The 14042-nt window shown below is 52.9% G+C and carries 12 protein-coding genes and 1 tRNA gene; 11 read left to right on the forward strand and 2 right to left on the reverse strand.

The window, feature by feature from the left end; genetic code table 11:
• Nucleotides 1-24: 24 nt before the first annotated feature.
• The 5 genes from pheS to RGQ30_RS06965 all read left to right on the forward strand — a co-directional run bounded on the left by pheS (nucleotide 25) and on the right by RGQ30_RS06965 (nucleotide 4397).
• Entirely contained in the window at nucleotides 25-987 is a 963-nt protein-coding gene (gene pheS / locus RGQ30_RS06945; RefSeq protein ID WP_369745970.1) for a phenylalanine--tRNA ligase subunit alpha, read from the forward strand.
• Between the two features lie 41 nt (nucleotides 988-1028).
• Nucleotides 1029-3476: a phenylalanine--tRNA ligase subunit beta gene (gene pheT, locus RGQ30_RS06950; protein WP_130556610.1), complete on the forward strand. Its 2448-nt coding sequence runs from the start codon at nucleotides 1029-1031 to the stop codon at nucleotides 3474-3476.
• A gap of 86 nt (nucleotides 3477-3562) precedes the next feature.
• Nucleotides 3563-3871 (forward strand): integration host factor subunit alpha, encoded by a 309-nt coding sequence (locus RGQ30_RS06955; protein ID WP_335618416.1) that lies wholly within the window; start codon nucleotides 3563-3565, stop codon nucleotides 3869-3871.
• A gap of 37 nt (nucleotides 3872-3908) precedes the next feature.
• Nucleotides 3909-4292, forward strand: coding sequence for a MerR family transcriptional regulator (locus RGQ30_RS06960; protein WP_130556608.1), 384 nt, complete (start codon nucleotides 3909-3911; stop codon nucleotides 4290-4292).
• 28 nt (nucleotides 4293-4320) lie between these two features.
• Nucleotides 4321-4397: transfer RNA gene (locus RGQ30_RS06965), tRNA-Pro, on the forward strand.
• A gap of 81 nt (nucleotides 4398-4478) precedes the next feature.
• Here RGQ30_RS06965 and RGQ30_RS06970 read toward each other — a convergent pair.
• Nucleotides 4479-5075 carry a hypothetical protein gene (locus RGQ30_RS06970; RefSeq protein ID WP_338284856.1) on the reverse strand — a complete coding sequence of 199 codons (597 nt, stop codon included), beginning with the start codon at nucleotides 5073-5075 and terminating at the stop codon, nucleotides 4479-4481.
• A 230-nt stretch (nucleotides 5076-5305) separates the two neighbouring features.
• Between RGQ30_RS06970 and RGQ30_RS06975 the strand changes: the two genes are divergently transcribed.
• From RGQ30_RS06975 to RGQ30_RS07000, 6 genes are all read left to right on the forward strand, one after another.
• A complete protein-coding gene (locus tag RGQ30_RS06975) occupies nucleotides 5306-7312 on the forward strand; it encodes a methyl-accepting chemotaxis protein (protein WP_130556607.1) in 2007 nt (668 codons plus the stop codon).
• Between the two features lie 63 nt (nucleotides 7313-7375).
• On the forward strand, nucleotides 7376-8833 hold the full coding sequence (locus RGQ30_RS06980; RefSeq protein ID WP_130556606.1) for a sensor histidine kinase: 1458 nt from the start codon (nucleotides 7376-7378) through the stop codon (nucleotides 8831-8833).
• Between the two features lie 8 nt (nucleotides 8834-8841).
• On the forward strand, nucleotides 8842-9567 hold the full coding sequence (locus RGQ30_RS06985; RefSeq protein ID WP_130556605.1) for a response regulator: 726 nt from the start codon (nucleotides 8842-8844) through the stop codon (nucleotides 9565-9567).
• Nucleotides 9568-9700: 133 nt separating this feature from the next.
• On the forward strand, nucleotides 9701-11593 hold the full coding sequence (locus tag RGQ30_RS06990; RefSeq protein ID WP_130556604.1) for a potassium transporter Kup: 1893 nt from the start codon (nucleotides 9701-9703) through the stop codon (nucleotides 11591-11593).
• 60 nt (nucleotides 11594-11653) lie between these two features.
• On the forward strand, nucleotides 11654-11893 hold the full coding sequence (locus RGQ30_RS06995; RefSeq protein WP_130556603.1) for a DUF3820 family protein: 240 nt from the start codon (nucleotides 11654-11656) through the stop codon (nucleotides 11891-11893).
• A complete protein-coding gene (locus tag RGQ30_RS07000; protein WP_130556602.1) occupies nucleotides 11886-13136 on the forward strand; it encodes a TIGR03862 family flavoprotein in 1251 nt (416 codons plus the stop codon). Before RGQ30_RS06995 ends, RGQ30_RS07000 begins: the two co-directional genes overlap by 8 nt.
• An 18-nt stretch (nucleotides 13137-13154) precedes the next feature.
• Here the strand turns inward: RGQ30_RS07000 and RGQ30_RS07005 are convergent, their stop codons facing one another.
• Nucleotides 13155-13874 (reverse strand): class I SAM-dependent methyltransferase, encoded by a 720-nt coding sequence (locus RGQ30_RS07005; protein WP_130556601.1) that lies wholly within the window; start codon nucleotides 13872-13874, stop codon nucleotides 13155-13157.
• Nucleotides 13875-14042 lie beyond the last annotated feature (168 nt).

Genomic DNA, 14042 nt, shown 5'->3' on the forward strand with positions numbered 1-14042 from the left:
ATTCTCACCGAGGCCGAACAGGCCATGTCATCTGCAACCGACCCGGCCAGTCTGGAAAACATCAAGGCCCAGTTTTTGGGCAAACAAGGCAAGGTCACGGAGCTGCTCAAAGGCATGGCAGCATTGTCGCCCGAAGAGAAGAAAACCCGTGGCGCTGAAATCAACCAGCTCAAGCAACAGGTTGAGGCTGTTTTGAACGCGAAGCGCCAGGCGCTGGCGGACGCAGCCATGCAAGCCAAGTTGCAGGCGCAGGCCATTGATGTGACCAAGCCCGGCCGCATGCGCGGCACCGGCGGCTTGCACCCGGCCATGCGCACGTTGGAACGCATTGAGGAAATTTTCACGACCATCGGGTTCGACTTGGCCGATGGCCCCGAAATTGAAACCGATTTTCACAACTTCACTGCATTGAACACGCCGGAAAATCACCCTGCGCGTTCCATGCATGACACCTTCTATGTTGAAGGCACGGGTGGCAACCTTTTGCGCACGCACACCTCGCCCATGCAGGTGCGTTACATGCAAACCAACAAGCCGCCAATTCGCATTATTGCGCCGGGCCGCGTGTATCGCGTTGACAGCGATGCAACCCATTCGCCCATGTTCCACCAGGTGGAAGGCTTGTGGATTGATGAAGGTGTTAGCTTCGCTGATCTGAAAGCGGTGTTCATGGATTTCCTGAAAACCTTTTTCGAAACCGATGACATCACCATTCGGTTTCGCCCCTCGTTTTTCCCATTCACTGAACCGTCTGCCGAAATCGACATGGCCTTCACCAGTGGCCCCAACAAGGGCAAGTGGCTGGAAATTGCAGGTTGTGGCCAAGTGCACCCCAATGTACTTCGCCATGTGGGCATTGACCCTGAAACCTACACCGGCTTTGCCTTTGGCGTGGGCCCAGATCGCTTGACCATGTTGCGTTATGGCATCAACGACCTGCGCCTGTTCTACGAAAACGACATTCGTTTTCTGCAGCAATTCAACTAAGCACAATCAAGTCTAACCAAGCCGGTATTGGATATTACAAGATGCAATTTACAGAATCCTGGTTGAAGTCACTCGTCAACACCCCTTTGAATACCCAAGAGTTAGGTGACAAGCTCACCATGGCGGGCCTTGAGGTGGAAGAACTGGAACCGTTGGCCCCTGAGTTTTCAGGCGTGGTGGTGGGTTTGGTCGTAAAAAAAGACAGGCACCCCGATGCTGACCGCTTGAGTGTGTGCCAGGTGCAGGTGGGCGAGGGCGATGTGCGCCAAATCGTGTGTGGCGCACCCAATGTGGCTGAAGGCCTGAAAGTGCCTTGCGCCTTGCCTGGTGCGGAACTACCCGGTGGCTTCAAGATCAAGCCTACCAAGATGCGCGGCGTTGAAAGTGGTGGCATGCTGTGTTCCGGCAAAGAACTGGGTGTTCCCAGTGATGTCGATGGTCTGCACATTCTGAATGGCGACTTCCCCGTCGGTGGCAATGTTCGCGAACTGTTGGGCCTGAATGAAATGAAGTTCACGCTCAAGATGACACCCAACCGCGCGGATTGTTTGAGCGTGTGGGGCGTGGCCCGAGAAGTGGCTGCACTGACTGGTGCCACCTTGAACGCGCCTTCATTTTCACCTGTTGCAGCCAGCATCAACGACACCTTGAATGTGACTGTTGAAAACACCGACCTGTGTGGCCGCTTTGCAGGCAGGGTCATTCGCGGTGTGAACAACACGGTAAAAACTCCGCAGTGGATGGTCGATCGCCTGGAAGGCGCTGGCCAACGCAGCTTGAATGCACTGGTCGATATTTCCAACTACGTGATGCTGGAGTTGGGTCGCCCAAGTCATGTGTTCGACCTCGACAAAGTGCAAGGTGACCTCACCGTGCGCTGGGCGCGTGAAGGCGAAAAGCTGAAACTGTTAAACGACATGGAAGTGAATCTGAAGCCGCACATGGGCGTGATTTGTGATGACAACGGACCTGAAGCACTCGCCGGCATCATGGGTGGTGACCAAACAGCGGTGAACGAAGGCACCGTAAATATTTTTGTTGAGGCGGCTTTCTGGCACCCCAATGCCATTGTGGGCCGTGCTCGTGAATTCAATTTTTCATCCGAAGCGTCGCACCGGTTCGAGCGGGGCGTGGACTTCCAGACCATTCCCGAGCACCTGGAACGCATCACTGCGCTGATTATCGAGATTTGTGGCGGCCAGGTTGGCCCCGTGGTTGATCAGGTATTGAACTTGCCTGCACGCAAGCCTGTAACCCTGCGCCATGCGCGTGCGGAAATGGTGATTGGCATGCCGTTTACCGTGGCGCAGGTTCAGGACGTATTTACCAAGCTGGGCTTTGAGTTCACGACCGAAGGGCAGGGCGCAGAGGGTCAAGCTGCAGGAACCCGATACGTGGTGAACCCACCCAGCTATCGCTTCGATATTCAGATTGAAGAAGACCTGATTGAAGAAGTAATACGCGTGGTCGGTTACGACAACCTGCCTTTGCGTGCACCCATGGGCAAGCTTAAAATGCTGCCCGCCCCTGAAGGCAAGGTCAGCCGCCATGCCATTCGCCGCCAGGTGGCTGCTTTGGGCTATCAGGAAGTGGTCAGCTACAGCTTCACTCCTGAACAATGGGAAGCCGATTTCAACAGCAACACGAACCCCGTGCGCTTGCTCAACCCGATTGCAAGCCATTTGAGCGTGATGCGTTCCACCCTGATTGGTAGCTTGACCGGTGTGTTGAAACACAACCTGGGTCACCGTGTGGACCGCCTGCGGGTGTTTGAGGTGGCTCGCGTGTTCGAACATGATGAAAAAGTGCAAGACGGCGCCCAAACCGTGGCGGGTTTCAAGCAAACCTGGAAGCTGGGTGGCTTGGCCTATGGCTTGGCCGACCAACTGCAATGGGCTGCGAACAACAACCGTCCGCTTGATTTCTTTGATGTGAAGGGTGATGTGGAACAACTGCTCCATGGCCGGAAAGTGGATTTCGAGCGGTTTGACACTGCCAACCCGCATCCTGCTTTGCACCCGGGCCGCAGTGCACGCGTGCTGGTTAACCGCCAAGTGATCGGCTTCATTGGTGAGTTGCACCCGAAACTGGCCCAGGAGTATGACTTGCCCGTGGCTCCAATCGTGTTTGAGTTGCTTCTGGATGGACTGAACACCCGCAAGTTGCCCGCTTTCAAGGAGGTGTCGAAGCAGCCAGTGGTAGTTCGTGACCTGGCCTTTGTGGTTGACCAGAATATTGCTGCTGCGCAACTTAAAAAAGCCTTGCTGGAAGTGAAAGACGACAACCTTGGGTGGTTGAAATCGGTTATCCTTTTCGATGAATTCGTGCCAAAAGAAGAGGGTAAGGGTCTGAATCTAAATGAGAAAAGTTTGGCCTTGAGGCTGACCCTGCAAGCGAGTGACCGCAGCCTGACCGACGCCGACATTGAACCATTGTTGACAAAAATGATTGAGCATGCTGGGCAGCGTTGCACAGCACGCTTGCGATAAATATTGATAAATAGGTAGAACTCACTGTGGATCAATTTGTGTTGAACGACGACCGATCAAATGACCTGAATGCGCGCTCTGACCGCATGGACCTGATTGAAGATGGCCTTGCTTCAGGCTCTTTGACCAAGGCCGAATTGGCCGAAATGCTGTTTGACAGCCTGGGCTTGAACAAGCGTGAAGCGAAAGATTTCGTGGATGCGTTTTTTGATGAAATCCGTACCACCCTTGAAGGTGGAGACTCGGTGAAGTTGTCAGGTTTTGGCAATTTTCAGTTACGTGACAAGCCGCAGCGGCCGGGTAGAAATCCAAAAACCGGTGAAGAGATCCCCATTGCTGCGCGTAGAGTGGTAACCTTTCATCCCAGTCAGAAACTTAAAGCTTTGGTTGAATAGTCCCTACTAACTGATTCAAGTACAAGTCAATTACTCAATGCAAAAACCCGCGAACGTAGACGGTGCGCCACCCACAGCCAGCTTGCCTCCCATACCGGCCAAGCGTTACTTCACCATTGGTGAGGTGTCAGATCTGTGTGGCGTGAAAACCCATGTGCTTCGTTACTGGGAGCAAGAATTCACCCAGTTGAAATCGATCACCCGTCGGGGAAATCGTCGGTATTACCAGCACCACGAAGTGCTGTTTATTCGGCGAATTCGCGAATTGCTGTATGAACATGGCTTCACCATCAACGGTGCACGCAACCGCCTGGACCAGGAAAAAAATGGCCCTGCCGGCGATGCACCATTGCCAATTTTGATCGATCGTGAAGTTTTGAAAGAACAATTGCTGAATTTGCGAGAAGTTCTGAAAGTCTAGGCGTTTCGTGGTTATAATCACGCCTTCTCGGAATGTGGCGCAGCCTGGTAGCGCACTTGCATGGGGTGCAAGGGGTCGGAGGTTCGAATCCTCTCATTCCGACCAAACAAGACAAGGGCTTGGGTGTAAAACCCCAAGCCCTTGTTGCATTCGTATTAGAGAATTCGTCAATCTCTTTCTCTCGCTTTAATCCCTTCGAATCGTCATGTTCGGCATCCATGATGACCTGAGGTCGACTGCACTCAGATCCTTTCCATCCACCGGTCGCAACCTTTTGGTCGCAGGCACGGCGTCTGGCGTGATGAAGGGGTCCATGTCCAGTTCTTTCTGAACACCTGTGATCTCTCCATTCTCAGCCAGTGACAGGCTGTAGTACAAACCGTTGAAAGGGTTCACGTGCAAAGCGTTAGGCTTGGTTTTCATGAACATCAACTGATATTCAAGCGTGGTGAAGTCAGTTTTACTGATCACCGCTGGTTCATTGCTGACCGGGAAAAGACAGTACTGCTGTGATGGGCCCGACACGCATTTGAAAGGCCGCATGGCCAGAAAATATTCCTGTATCCTGTCTTCGGCCAAAGTGACTTTGAAGGATTTGCTCTCGCTATTCAGCGGCGTGAATTCAATCGTCGCGATCCTGATTTGTTCACCCGCGGGATTACTCAACACAATGGATTTTTTCCCATCCAACTGATCCCAGGATGTATTGGCCTGCGCAACGGGGCTACCAACAAAAATCAACAAGCCGAATGCCGTGGAACTCAAGGGTAAGCGTATTTTCATTGAAGCAGTCCTGTTAAGCGGGGGTGAAACAACTGAACATGATTGAATGATCTTTTGATCATATAACCAAAGTTATCACACCCATTCGTTCAACAGGAATGTTTGGTTACCTGTCATCGACCCAGTTGACTATCCCCAGAATTGATGGCTTTTCATCGGCTTCCTTCTTCCTTTGGTGCGACCCCCTCGGAGAATAATGACTGTTAGATTGTTACTCGAGAAATGTTTAAATGTTCACAATTAAAAGATTGATGTCCAATCGCCGTTTGGGTCAAAAGTTTTTGATGATTGGCGCCATGATGGCTGCGTTGATGTTGGTACTCAGTTGGCAGGCCATCAGCAGCTTGTCGGCCTTGCGTGGCACGGTGTTGAATGAACATCAAGGTGTGGATGAAGTGCAGCGCTTGACTGCGCTGATCTCGAAAGTGCAGGTGCACCGTGGTCTGAGCAATATATTGCTCAATGGTGACACTGAAGCACAATCCAAGATTCAGCCTGTTGCGGCCGAAATTTCCCTCGCCTGGACAGGCTTTCAAACCAATTTGCCTGCCGGCTGGACGCAGTCTCGTGAGCTGGCCAGCCAAAGCCAGCGTGATTGGACTGACTTGCAGGGCAAGCTAAGAAGTTTGAGTCCGGCAGACAGTTTCAAGCTGCACAGCGAGTTGATTGCAAACCTTGTCTTGCTGCTCAAGCAAGTTTCTGATGACAGCGAGTTAACTCTTGACCCGGTTTTGTCCAGCTACTACTTGATGAGCGTGATCAACTTTGAATTGCCCCAGTTGCAGGAATCCATTGCCCAGATCCGCGGGCAGGTTGCAGGCTTGATTGCCAGTGGTTCAGTGGATCGGGACTCGATGTTGATGAGTAACATGCGACTGGGCATGGTGGATCAGTCCCTGCATGCAGTTGCTCGCAGCTACAGCAAGGTGGGTGAGGATTCCGAAGGTTTACCCAGAACTCAGGTTGATCTATTCAATGCCCTGCAAAAGCAGGCCAGCGAGCTGAAAGCCCTGTTGGTGCGTGTCGAGCAGAAAGACCCCGCAGTAACGCCCATGGTGTTTTTCAACACCGCAACCGGAATGATTCAAACTTCAATCAGTTTGGCACAGGCCAATTCGCTTATGTTGCAGGATATCTTGACACAGCGGGCCGACGGCTACAGCTTTGACTTGTTGCTTAGCACCGTGGCACTTGTTTTGGGTATTGGCATGGCTGGCATTACTGCGTGGTTAACCGTTGCAGACCTGAAGTCGCGCGTGACGCAGGTCTTGGAACAAACAGCACGATTGGTGCAGGGCGATTTGCGGGAATTTCCGCGAACGACCAGTCAGGATGAAATTGGTGAAATTTCTGATGCATTGAATGCGTTGCGACTGTCTCAACACACCTTTGCCAAGGCCATGCAGCTTTCTGCTGCAGATTTGTCGGATGCAGCCGACGTGCTGCGCAAGCAGTCTCAAGAGGTCAAAGGATCCGCTTCCAGTCAATCTGATTCGTCGTCTTCTGTGGCGGCCACTGTCGAAGAAATGACTGTGTCGATCACCCAGATTTCAGACAATGTTCGCAGCACCCGACAGGTGGCAGAATCGGTGGGTGTTTCTGCGCGTGCGGGGTTTGGTGGGGTTGCGGCAGTGACAGACAGCATGCAGGACATCAACAGTTCGTCGGTTGAGCTCACCGGCTTGATTAAAAACCTTGAGAAAAGCTCGGTGGCGATTTCCGGCATTGTGGATACTATTGGATCGATTGCCAAACAAACCAATTTGCTGGCCTTGAATGCGGCCATCGAAGCGGCGCGCGCCGGTGAAGAAGGCAGGGGCTTTGCTGTGGTTGCCGACGAGGTGCGTGGCCTGGCTGAGAAAACTGCGGGATCGACTCAGGAAATTGCCGAGCTGATTTCAAGCTTGCAGTTGAACACCCGAAATGCAGCTGAGTTGGTGTGGGGTTGGGGCACCGTGCTTTCAACCGGGCTGGAGCATGCCCAAGGTGCAAAGGCATTGATGGGTGAAATTGACCAGAATTCCAAAAATGCGGAAGTGGCCATTGGCGAAATAGACCGGGCCATGGCTGAACAGTCTGAAGCTTCGTTGCAAATTGCCCAGCAGGTGGAATCGATTGCGCGCACCACGGAAGAAAGCCAGCATGCCTGTTTCCGACTCGATGAGCTGGTGGTCAATATTCAATCCGTCTGCAACATTGTTCAATCGCAAAGTGCCCGGTTCAAATTGCAGGCTTGATAAATTCGCTTGGCGTACCGAGTTGGGTTTAATTCACCCCGGGTGAATGAGTAGAATGGGGTGATGAAACTCAACCCGATTTCGACAGGAGCCTTGGGGTTTTTCCTGTGGGCAGCGATGATGCTGCTGATCAAGTACCCCCAAGGTTGGCTTTCACTGAGCAGCACGCCCGTGCTGCTCATTTTGGTGTCTTCGATTTATTCCCTGCTGATGCCTTTGGGCTGGTCCCTGGCACTCAGCGCACTGGCTGTACTGATGTTCAATTATGAAATGGTGCCACCCGTGCACACATTTCATGTCGATTTGCATGAACACGGCATTCTTCTGATTACGGTGATGGGCGTGTCCTGGCTCATCACCTATCTGCTCAGGCGTCAAAAGCAGATTGCAGAACGTGAACATGTGCTGGCGCGACGTACCTTGCAGTTGATGCGTTGGAGTGAGCAACTTCGTGAGGTGGACAATCCGCATACGCTATTGCCTGTTCTGCATGACCTGATTGCCGGACTTGTCGGCGGCTTGGGGGTCAATCAACTGGCGATCGCCTTGGGTTATCACGCGCTGGAATATCCACCCACATTCAAGGTCAATTCGACTCAGCAGGAAGGGTTTGGGGCTTGCCTTCAAGACAACAAACCCTTGGGTTGTGGTACTGGGCGATATGAAAATCTGGATGACCTCTACCTGCCCATGCGTGCAAAATCGGGTGCGTATGGGGTTTGCCTGTTTGTTGGAAAGCGCGATGATTTTCTGGATGCGGTCTGGATTCAAGATGTTCAAGCGCTGCTGGACCAAATGGGCTTGGCCTGTGAACGGCATGAAAGCGCCCGCCGGGCGCAACAGGCGCGTGAACTGGCTCAAAACCAGGCCACGCGCAGTCTGTTTTTGACTTCGATTGCTCACGATCAGCGAACGCCTTTGGCCAGTATCATGACCTCGGCCTCCGCGTTGCTGGAGCAAGGTGAGCGCTTGACGAAAGATGAAATTCGACATTATGCAGAGCTGATTCAAGCTGAATCGCAACAGGTCAGCCGCCTGACTGACAACACATTGACCCTTGCGCGTTTGAGTGGTGAGCAGGTTCAGGTGCCCATGCGGGATGAGTCTGTCGAAGACATGGTTGCTTCGGTACTTCAACGTTTGAGACAACGCAAACAGAAGCACTTGCCCAAAGTTCAGGTGGAGCAGGACTTGCCCTTGGTACTGTGCAACATGGTGCTTGTCGAGCAGGTTCTGGATAACCTGATTGACAACGCGCTACAGCACTCGGGGGCGCCTGGCAGTGTTGAACTGAATGTGGTTCAGGGTCAGGGTGAAGTGTGTTTTCAGGTGTCTGATCTGGGCAAGGGCATGCCACTGGCTCAAATTCAGCCTGGTGACCAGTCTCGAGGCTTGGGTATTGGTCTTCAACTCTGCCGCGCTGTGGCCCAGGTACATTCCGGTCGGCTTCACTTTTCTGCTGGCCTTGAAAAAGGGACTACTGCTGTTTTTTGTTTGCCGATTGCTGTTCACAACCGATAGACCACGCTATGGCTGTTCGAATTTTACTGATTGAAGATGACCGGGAATTGGGCCGTGCATTGCGTACAGCACTGACCACGGAAGGGCATGCTGTGGTCAGCGCGGCCAGTTTGTCCGAAGCGCGTGCTTTGTTGGCCAATCATTCCGCGATTCAGCCCAACAATACGCACACCACCCAGCCATTTGATTTGGTACTGCTTGACTTGGGTTTGCCCGATGGCGACGGTTACAGCTTTCTGGAAGTGGCGAGAAAAGCGAGTCATATCCCAGTGATTGTGATTTCCGCCCGGCCAGAGGAAGAGAGCAAGATCAAACTGCTGGATGCGGGTGCCGACGATTACCTCGTAAAGCCTTTCAGCATTGGCGAGTTGTTGGCGCGTATTCGCGTGGCGCTTCGGTACAGGGGTAATCTGGCGCAGCCTGCCACCTTGCTGTATCAAAGAGACGGTCTTCATGTTGATCTGATCAAGCGGGAAATTTTGCTGAATGGCCTGCCAGTGAAATTAACCCCGACCGAGTATGAATTGCTGGCCCGTTTGGTGAGAACTGCGGGGCAAGCGGTGTCGCATCGCCAGTTGCTGACCGATGTCTGGGGCCCGGAATACCTTGAGCACACCCACTACACCCGCTTGTACATAGGGCAGTTGCGCGCAAAAATCGAGGCCAACCCGGCCGACCCACACTTTATTTTGACGGAAACCGGTGTGGGCTACCGAATGCTGGCGGCTGACTAAGTACAAACCAAGCACAAATCAAGCACAAATCAAGCAGAAACCAAGCACGAACCAGTTGTCTGAATATTTCCTTATAACTTCCTGATACCCGGCGGTGCATCCTGTCGTTCGTAATCACTACGCGAGCAACAAGATGACAGACAAACCAGATTCAAATGCAGCTCACAAGGCAGGCTTGGCCGCCTTGACACTGGGTGCAATTGGCGTTGTGTATGGCGACATCGGTACCAGCCCCCTGTATACGGTCAAAGAGGTTTTTGGGGAAAACACGGGTGTGCCGTTGAACCCTGAGAATTTGACGGGTGCAATTTCCGTTATTTTCTGGGCTTTGATGTTGGTCGTGACCCTGAAATACGTCATTCTGATTTTGAAAGCAGATAACAACGGAGAGGGCGGGGGGCTGGCATTAACAGCCCTGGCTTCTGAAGCAGTGCGAGCCAATCCCCAGCTCAAAAGGGCCTTGTTGTTGATCGGCGTGTTTGGTGCAACCCTGTTCTATGGCGACAGCGTAATCACCCCAGCCATTTCAGTGTTGGGTGCCATGGAAGGGCTCACCCTGATCACCCCAACCCTGACCCCGTACATCATCCCGCTCAGTGTGGTGATCCTGATCGGTTTGTTTGCTGTTCAAAGGCTTGGCACATCGGTAGTGGGCAGGTACTTCGGACCCATTATTGTGTTGTGGTTCCTGGTGCTTGGGGGTGTTGGTATTCTCAATATCGTAGCGGCCCCCGAAATTCTGCACGCCTTGAACCCGCTTCACGGGATTCAGTTTGTCATGGAGCGGGGTTGGGCCCTGTTTGCTGCTTTTGGCGCGATTGTGCTGGCCTTGACTGGTGCTGAGGCCTTGTATGCCGACATGGGCCATTTCGGTAAAAAACCGATTCGACTGGCCTGGACCTTTCTGGTGTTTCCTTGCCTGGCCCTCAATTATCTGGGGCAGGGTGCTTTGCTGATTGCTGATCCCAGTGCGATCGAAAATCCGTTTTACCGTTCATTCCCTGAAACCTGGGTCATTCCTGCATTGTGTCTGGCCACGATGGCGGCAATCATTGCTTCTCAGGCTGTGATTTCCGGCGCGTATTCAATGAGCAAGCAAGCCATTCAACTGGGTTTTCTTCCACGCATGAAAATTCATTACACTTCAGCCAAGGAGTCTGGGCAAATTTACATGCCTGCTGTGAACTGGCTGTTGCTGGCGGGCGTGTTGCTGGCCGTACTGCTGTTCAAAACTTCTTCCAACCTGGCTGGCGCTTACGGTATTGCCGTCACGCTGACCATGTTGATCACCACAATTCTGACTTACTTCGTGATTCGCCGCAGTTGGGGCCTGCCTGCCTGGCTGTCCGTGTCTGCCACCTGCTTTTTCGTCCTCATTGATCTGGTTTTGGTTATCAGTTGTGCACTCAAGCTGATGGATGGTGGCTGGTTCCCCATTTTGTTGGGACTGGTATTGTTCACCGTGATGGCGACTTGGTGGAGTGGTCGCAAACTGTTGATGCAAAGTATCCAGAAAGAGGGCATCGACATTGCCGATTTCCTGCCGACCCTGAATGTGAACGAGATCAACAAAGCTGAACGCACAGCGGTTTATCCCGTGGCGGACCCAAGCAAAGTACCCATGGCCCTGTTGCACAATTTAAAACACAACCAGGTGTTGCACGCAAGAAACCTGATTCTGACGGTGGTTTTTGATAGCGTGCCTTGGGTGGGTACCAAAGATCGAGTCGAAATCAAGCCTTTGGGCCAAGACTTCTGGCAGGTCACCGTGCGTTATGGGTTCATGAACACCCCCAATATTCCGCATGCCTTGAGCCTGACGGAAGACATGGGTCTGAAGGTATCCCTGTTTGAAACCACGTATTTCCTGAGTCGGGAAACCGTGGTGCCTACACCTGGGTCGGGAATGGTCAGGTGGCGCGAACAGCTTTTCGCCGCCATGAGCCGAAACGCGGGTGGCGTGGTGGATTTCTTCAGGTTGCCTTCGAACGCGGTGGTAGAGCTGGGAACGCGGGTACAGATCTGAGGCTGCTTGCATTTATAATCCGGGGGTATCAATACCCCCGTTTTGGATGCACGCCACCCCATGAATGCTGAAGACCTACAGAAACTGGTCACCGTCAAAATGCCGTTTGGCAAGCACCAAGGCAAACTGCTTGCAGACCTGCCCGGCAATTACCTGAACTGGTTTGCCCGTGAAGGTTTCCCGAATGGGGAAATCGGCCGGCTGTTGGCCTTGATGCAGGAAATTGATCACAATGGTTTAAGCCATTTGCTCAAACCTTTGCGTGATGCAAGTTCCCTTAAGAAGCCACCCCATGTTTGATGCATCCCGAACAAGCGTTGCTGTCATCGGCGGCGGCCCGGCGGGTTTGATGGCAGCCGAGATAATCTGCAATGCAGGTATCCAGGTGGATGTGTTTGATGCCATGCCATCGTTTGGGCGCAAGTTCTTGCTGGCGGGTATTGGTGGGCTGAATATTACGCACAGCGAAGAATATGAGAAATTTTGTAAGAGATATTCCGAATCGCAGCCCCACTTGCAAACTGCCCTTGATTCCATGACCCCTGACAAGTTGTGCGACTGGGTGCACGGCTTGGGTGTTGAAACTTTTGTGGGTACTTCAGGGCGTGTATTTCCCAAGGAAATGAAGGCAGCACCATTGCTGCGTGCCTGGCTTCATCGATTGCGCCAAGGTGGTGTGCGCATGCATGTGCGCCACAGGTGGTTGGGTTGGGGTGCAAATGGCAGCCTGCGCTTTTCTTCACCCAAAGGCGAAATTGAACTCAAGCCGCAGGCCACAGTGCTGGCTTTGGGTGGGGCCAGTTGGCCCAAGCTGGGGTCCGATGGGGCCTGGGTGCCGTGGCTTCGCGCAGCAGGTGCCGAGGTTGCTGAACTGGAAAGTGCAAATTGCGGTTTCGAGGTGAAGTGGAGCGATTACCTTCGTGAAAAATTTGCCGGTGCACCGTTGAAATCAGTCAGCCTGAAGTTCACCGATCTGAATGGAAATGAAACAGAACGCCCTGGCGAAATGGTCATTGGTCAGCACGGTGTGGAAGGCAGCCTGGTTTACGCATTCTCACGGGAAATACGCCAGTGCCTGAATGCCAAGAGCCGCGCCGCTTTCAAGCTTGACCTGCTGCCTGGCCGTTCGCTGGAACGTGTTCGCAGCGAGGTGGCTGGTTTGGCACGCAGCAGCCACTCGCTTCCTGCTTATTTCAAGAACAAGTTGGGTATAACCGGTGTGAAGTTGGCGCTTCTTCACGAGGTGTTGAGCAAGGAAGATTTTCGCAATTACGAGAAACTGGCCTGTACTCTCAAGGCGCTGCCGATTACTGTGCATGCGGTGCGGCCCATCGCGGAAGCAATCAGCACCGCGGGTGGCGTGTGTTTTGAAAGTTTGACAGCCGACAGCATGTTGAACTGCAAGCCCGGCACTTTTGTGGCCGGTGAAATGCTGGACTGGGAAGCACCCACCGGTGGCTATTTGCTGACAGCCTGCTTTGCAACCGGGCAGGCTGCGGGGCAGGGTGCAGTGAGGTGGATTAACGAACAGCGCGGAAATTGAAGCGCTTTTTTCACGGGTCTACGGGTTGATGAAACTGATCATGTTTTGCCAGCTCAACAGTTGTGTTTTTTCAAACTTCAGTCCAAGGTCTTGAGCCTCTTTTTGAACTTGCGCAACGCTCATGGTGTGTAGGGGCTTGATGGGCACATCCGGATCCAATGCGCGGTATTCCACGAACACGATACGCCCGCCTTTTTTCACCGCTTTCATTAGCGACTGCAGGGTTTCACGCGGGTATTCCAGTTCGTGGTACACGTCCACCATCACAGCAATATCCAATACCCGGTCGGGCAGGTTAAGGGACGTGGCTTGCGATTGCCGAATTTCCATGCGGCCCTTCGGTAAACTTTCAGCTTTCTTGCGCAACAGCTTGATCATTTCCGGCTGAATGTCCACGGCCCACACGGTGCCGTTGGGGGAAATTTTTTCGGCCATCATGCGGCTGATGTGGCCCGTGCCTGCACCAATGTCGCCCACCACCATGCCCGGCTTCAACTCCAGTTGCTTGATCAGCAAATCGGTTCGCTCTTCTTCAATGCGTTGGGGCCGCTCCAGCCACGGCGCACCCTGCCAGCCCATGACTTTTGAAATGGGGCGATCGCAATAGGATTTAGCAATTCCATCGGGGTGGGGGTTGGGAATGGTTTTGTATTCACAGCCGGCCCATGCTGTGGGGGCAAGTAGCAACGCGCCCAGCAGGGTAAAAACTTTCAATATTCTTTTTTCGACAGGGTTCATCTGCAATTCCTATAGATCGAAATCAAATTTGCTGTGATCAAGTACATGGCCTGGAAAAGTGAATGCTCTGACCCAAGCCGACATCCGTACTTTCGAAAAAATTGAGACTGTCAGACCAGACCGGAACCACTACAAATTAGCTTACGAATCCAGGTTCTATTCGCAATA

Origin of the sequence: Limnobacter thiooxidans, from assembly GCF_036323495.1 — a bacterium.
Classification (GTDB): domain Bacteria; phylum Pseudomonadota; class Gammaproteobacteria; order Burkholderiales; family Burkholderiaceae_B; genus Limnobacter; species Limnobacter thiooxidans.

Excerpts from the sequence above, each read along its gene's own strand:
- pheT (WP_130556610.1), top strand. The coding sequence starts at position 1,029 with ATGCAATTTACAGAATCCTGGTTGAAGTCACTCGTCAACACCCCTTTG.
- RGQ30_RS07000 (WP_130556602.1), top strand. The coding sequence starts at position 11,886 with ATGTTTGATGCATCCCGAACAAGCGTTGCTGTCATCGGCGGCGGCCCG.
- RGQ30_RS06955 (WP_335618416.1), top strand. The coding sequence starts at position 3,563 with ATGGACCTGATTGAAGATGGCCTTGCTTCAGGCTCTTTGACCAAGGCC.
- pheS (WP_369745970.1), top strand. The coding sequence starts at position 25 with ATGTCATCTGCAACCGACCCGGCCAGTCTGGAAAACATCAAGGCCCAG.
- RGQ30_RS06985 (WP_130556605.1), top strand. The coding sequence starts at position 8,842 with ATGGCTGTTCGAATTTTACTGATTGAAGATGACCGGGAATTGGGCCGT.
- RGQ30_RS06990 (WP_130556604.1), top strand. The coding sequence starts at position 9,701 with ATGACAGACAAACCAGATTCAAATGCAGCTCACAAGGCAGGCTTGGCC.
- RGQ30_RS06975 (WP_130556607.1), top strand. The coding sequence starts at position 5,306 with ATGTTCACAATTAAAAGATTGATGTCCAATCGCCGTTTGGGTCAAAAG.
- RGQ30_RS06995 (WP_130556603.1), top strand. The coding sequence starts at position 11,654 with ATGAATGCTGAAGACCTACAGAAACTGGTCACCGTCAAAATGCCGTTT.
- RGQ30_RS06970 (WP_338284856.1), bottom strand. The coding sequence starts at position 5,075 with ATGAAAATACGCTTACCCTTGAGTTCCACGGCATTCGGCTTGTTGATT.
- RGQ30_RS06980 (WP_130556606.1), top strand. The coding sequence starts at position 7,376 with ATGAAACTCAACCCGATTTCGACAGGAGCCTTGGGGTTTTTCCTGTGG.
- RGQ30_RS06960 (WP_130556608.1), top strand. The coding sequence starts at position 3,909 with ATGCAAAAACCCGCGAACGTAGACGGTGCGCCACCCACAGCCAGCTTG.
- RGQ30_RS07005 (WP_130556601.1), bottom strand. The coding sequence starts at position 13,874 with ATGAACCCTGTCGAAAAAAGAATATTGAAAGTTTTTACCCTGCTGGGC.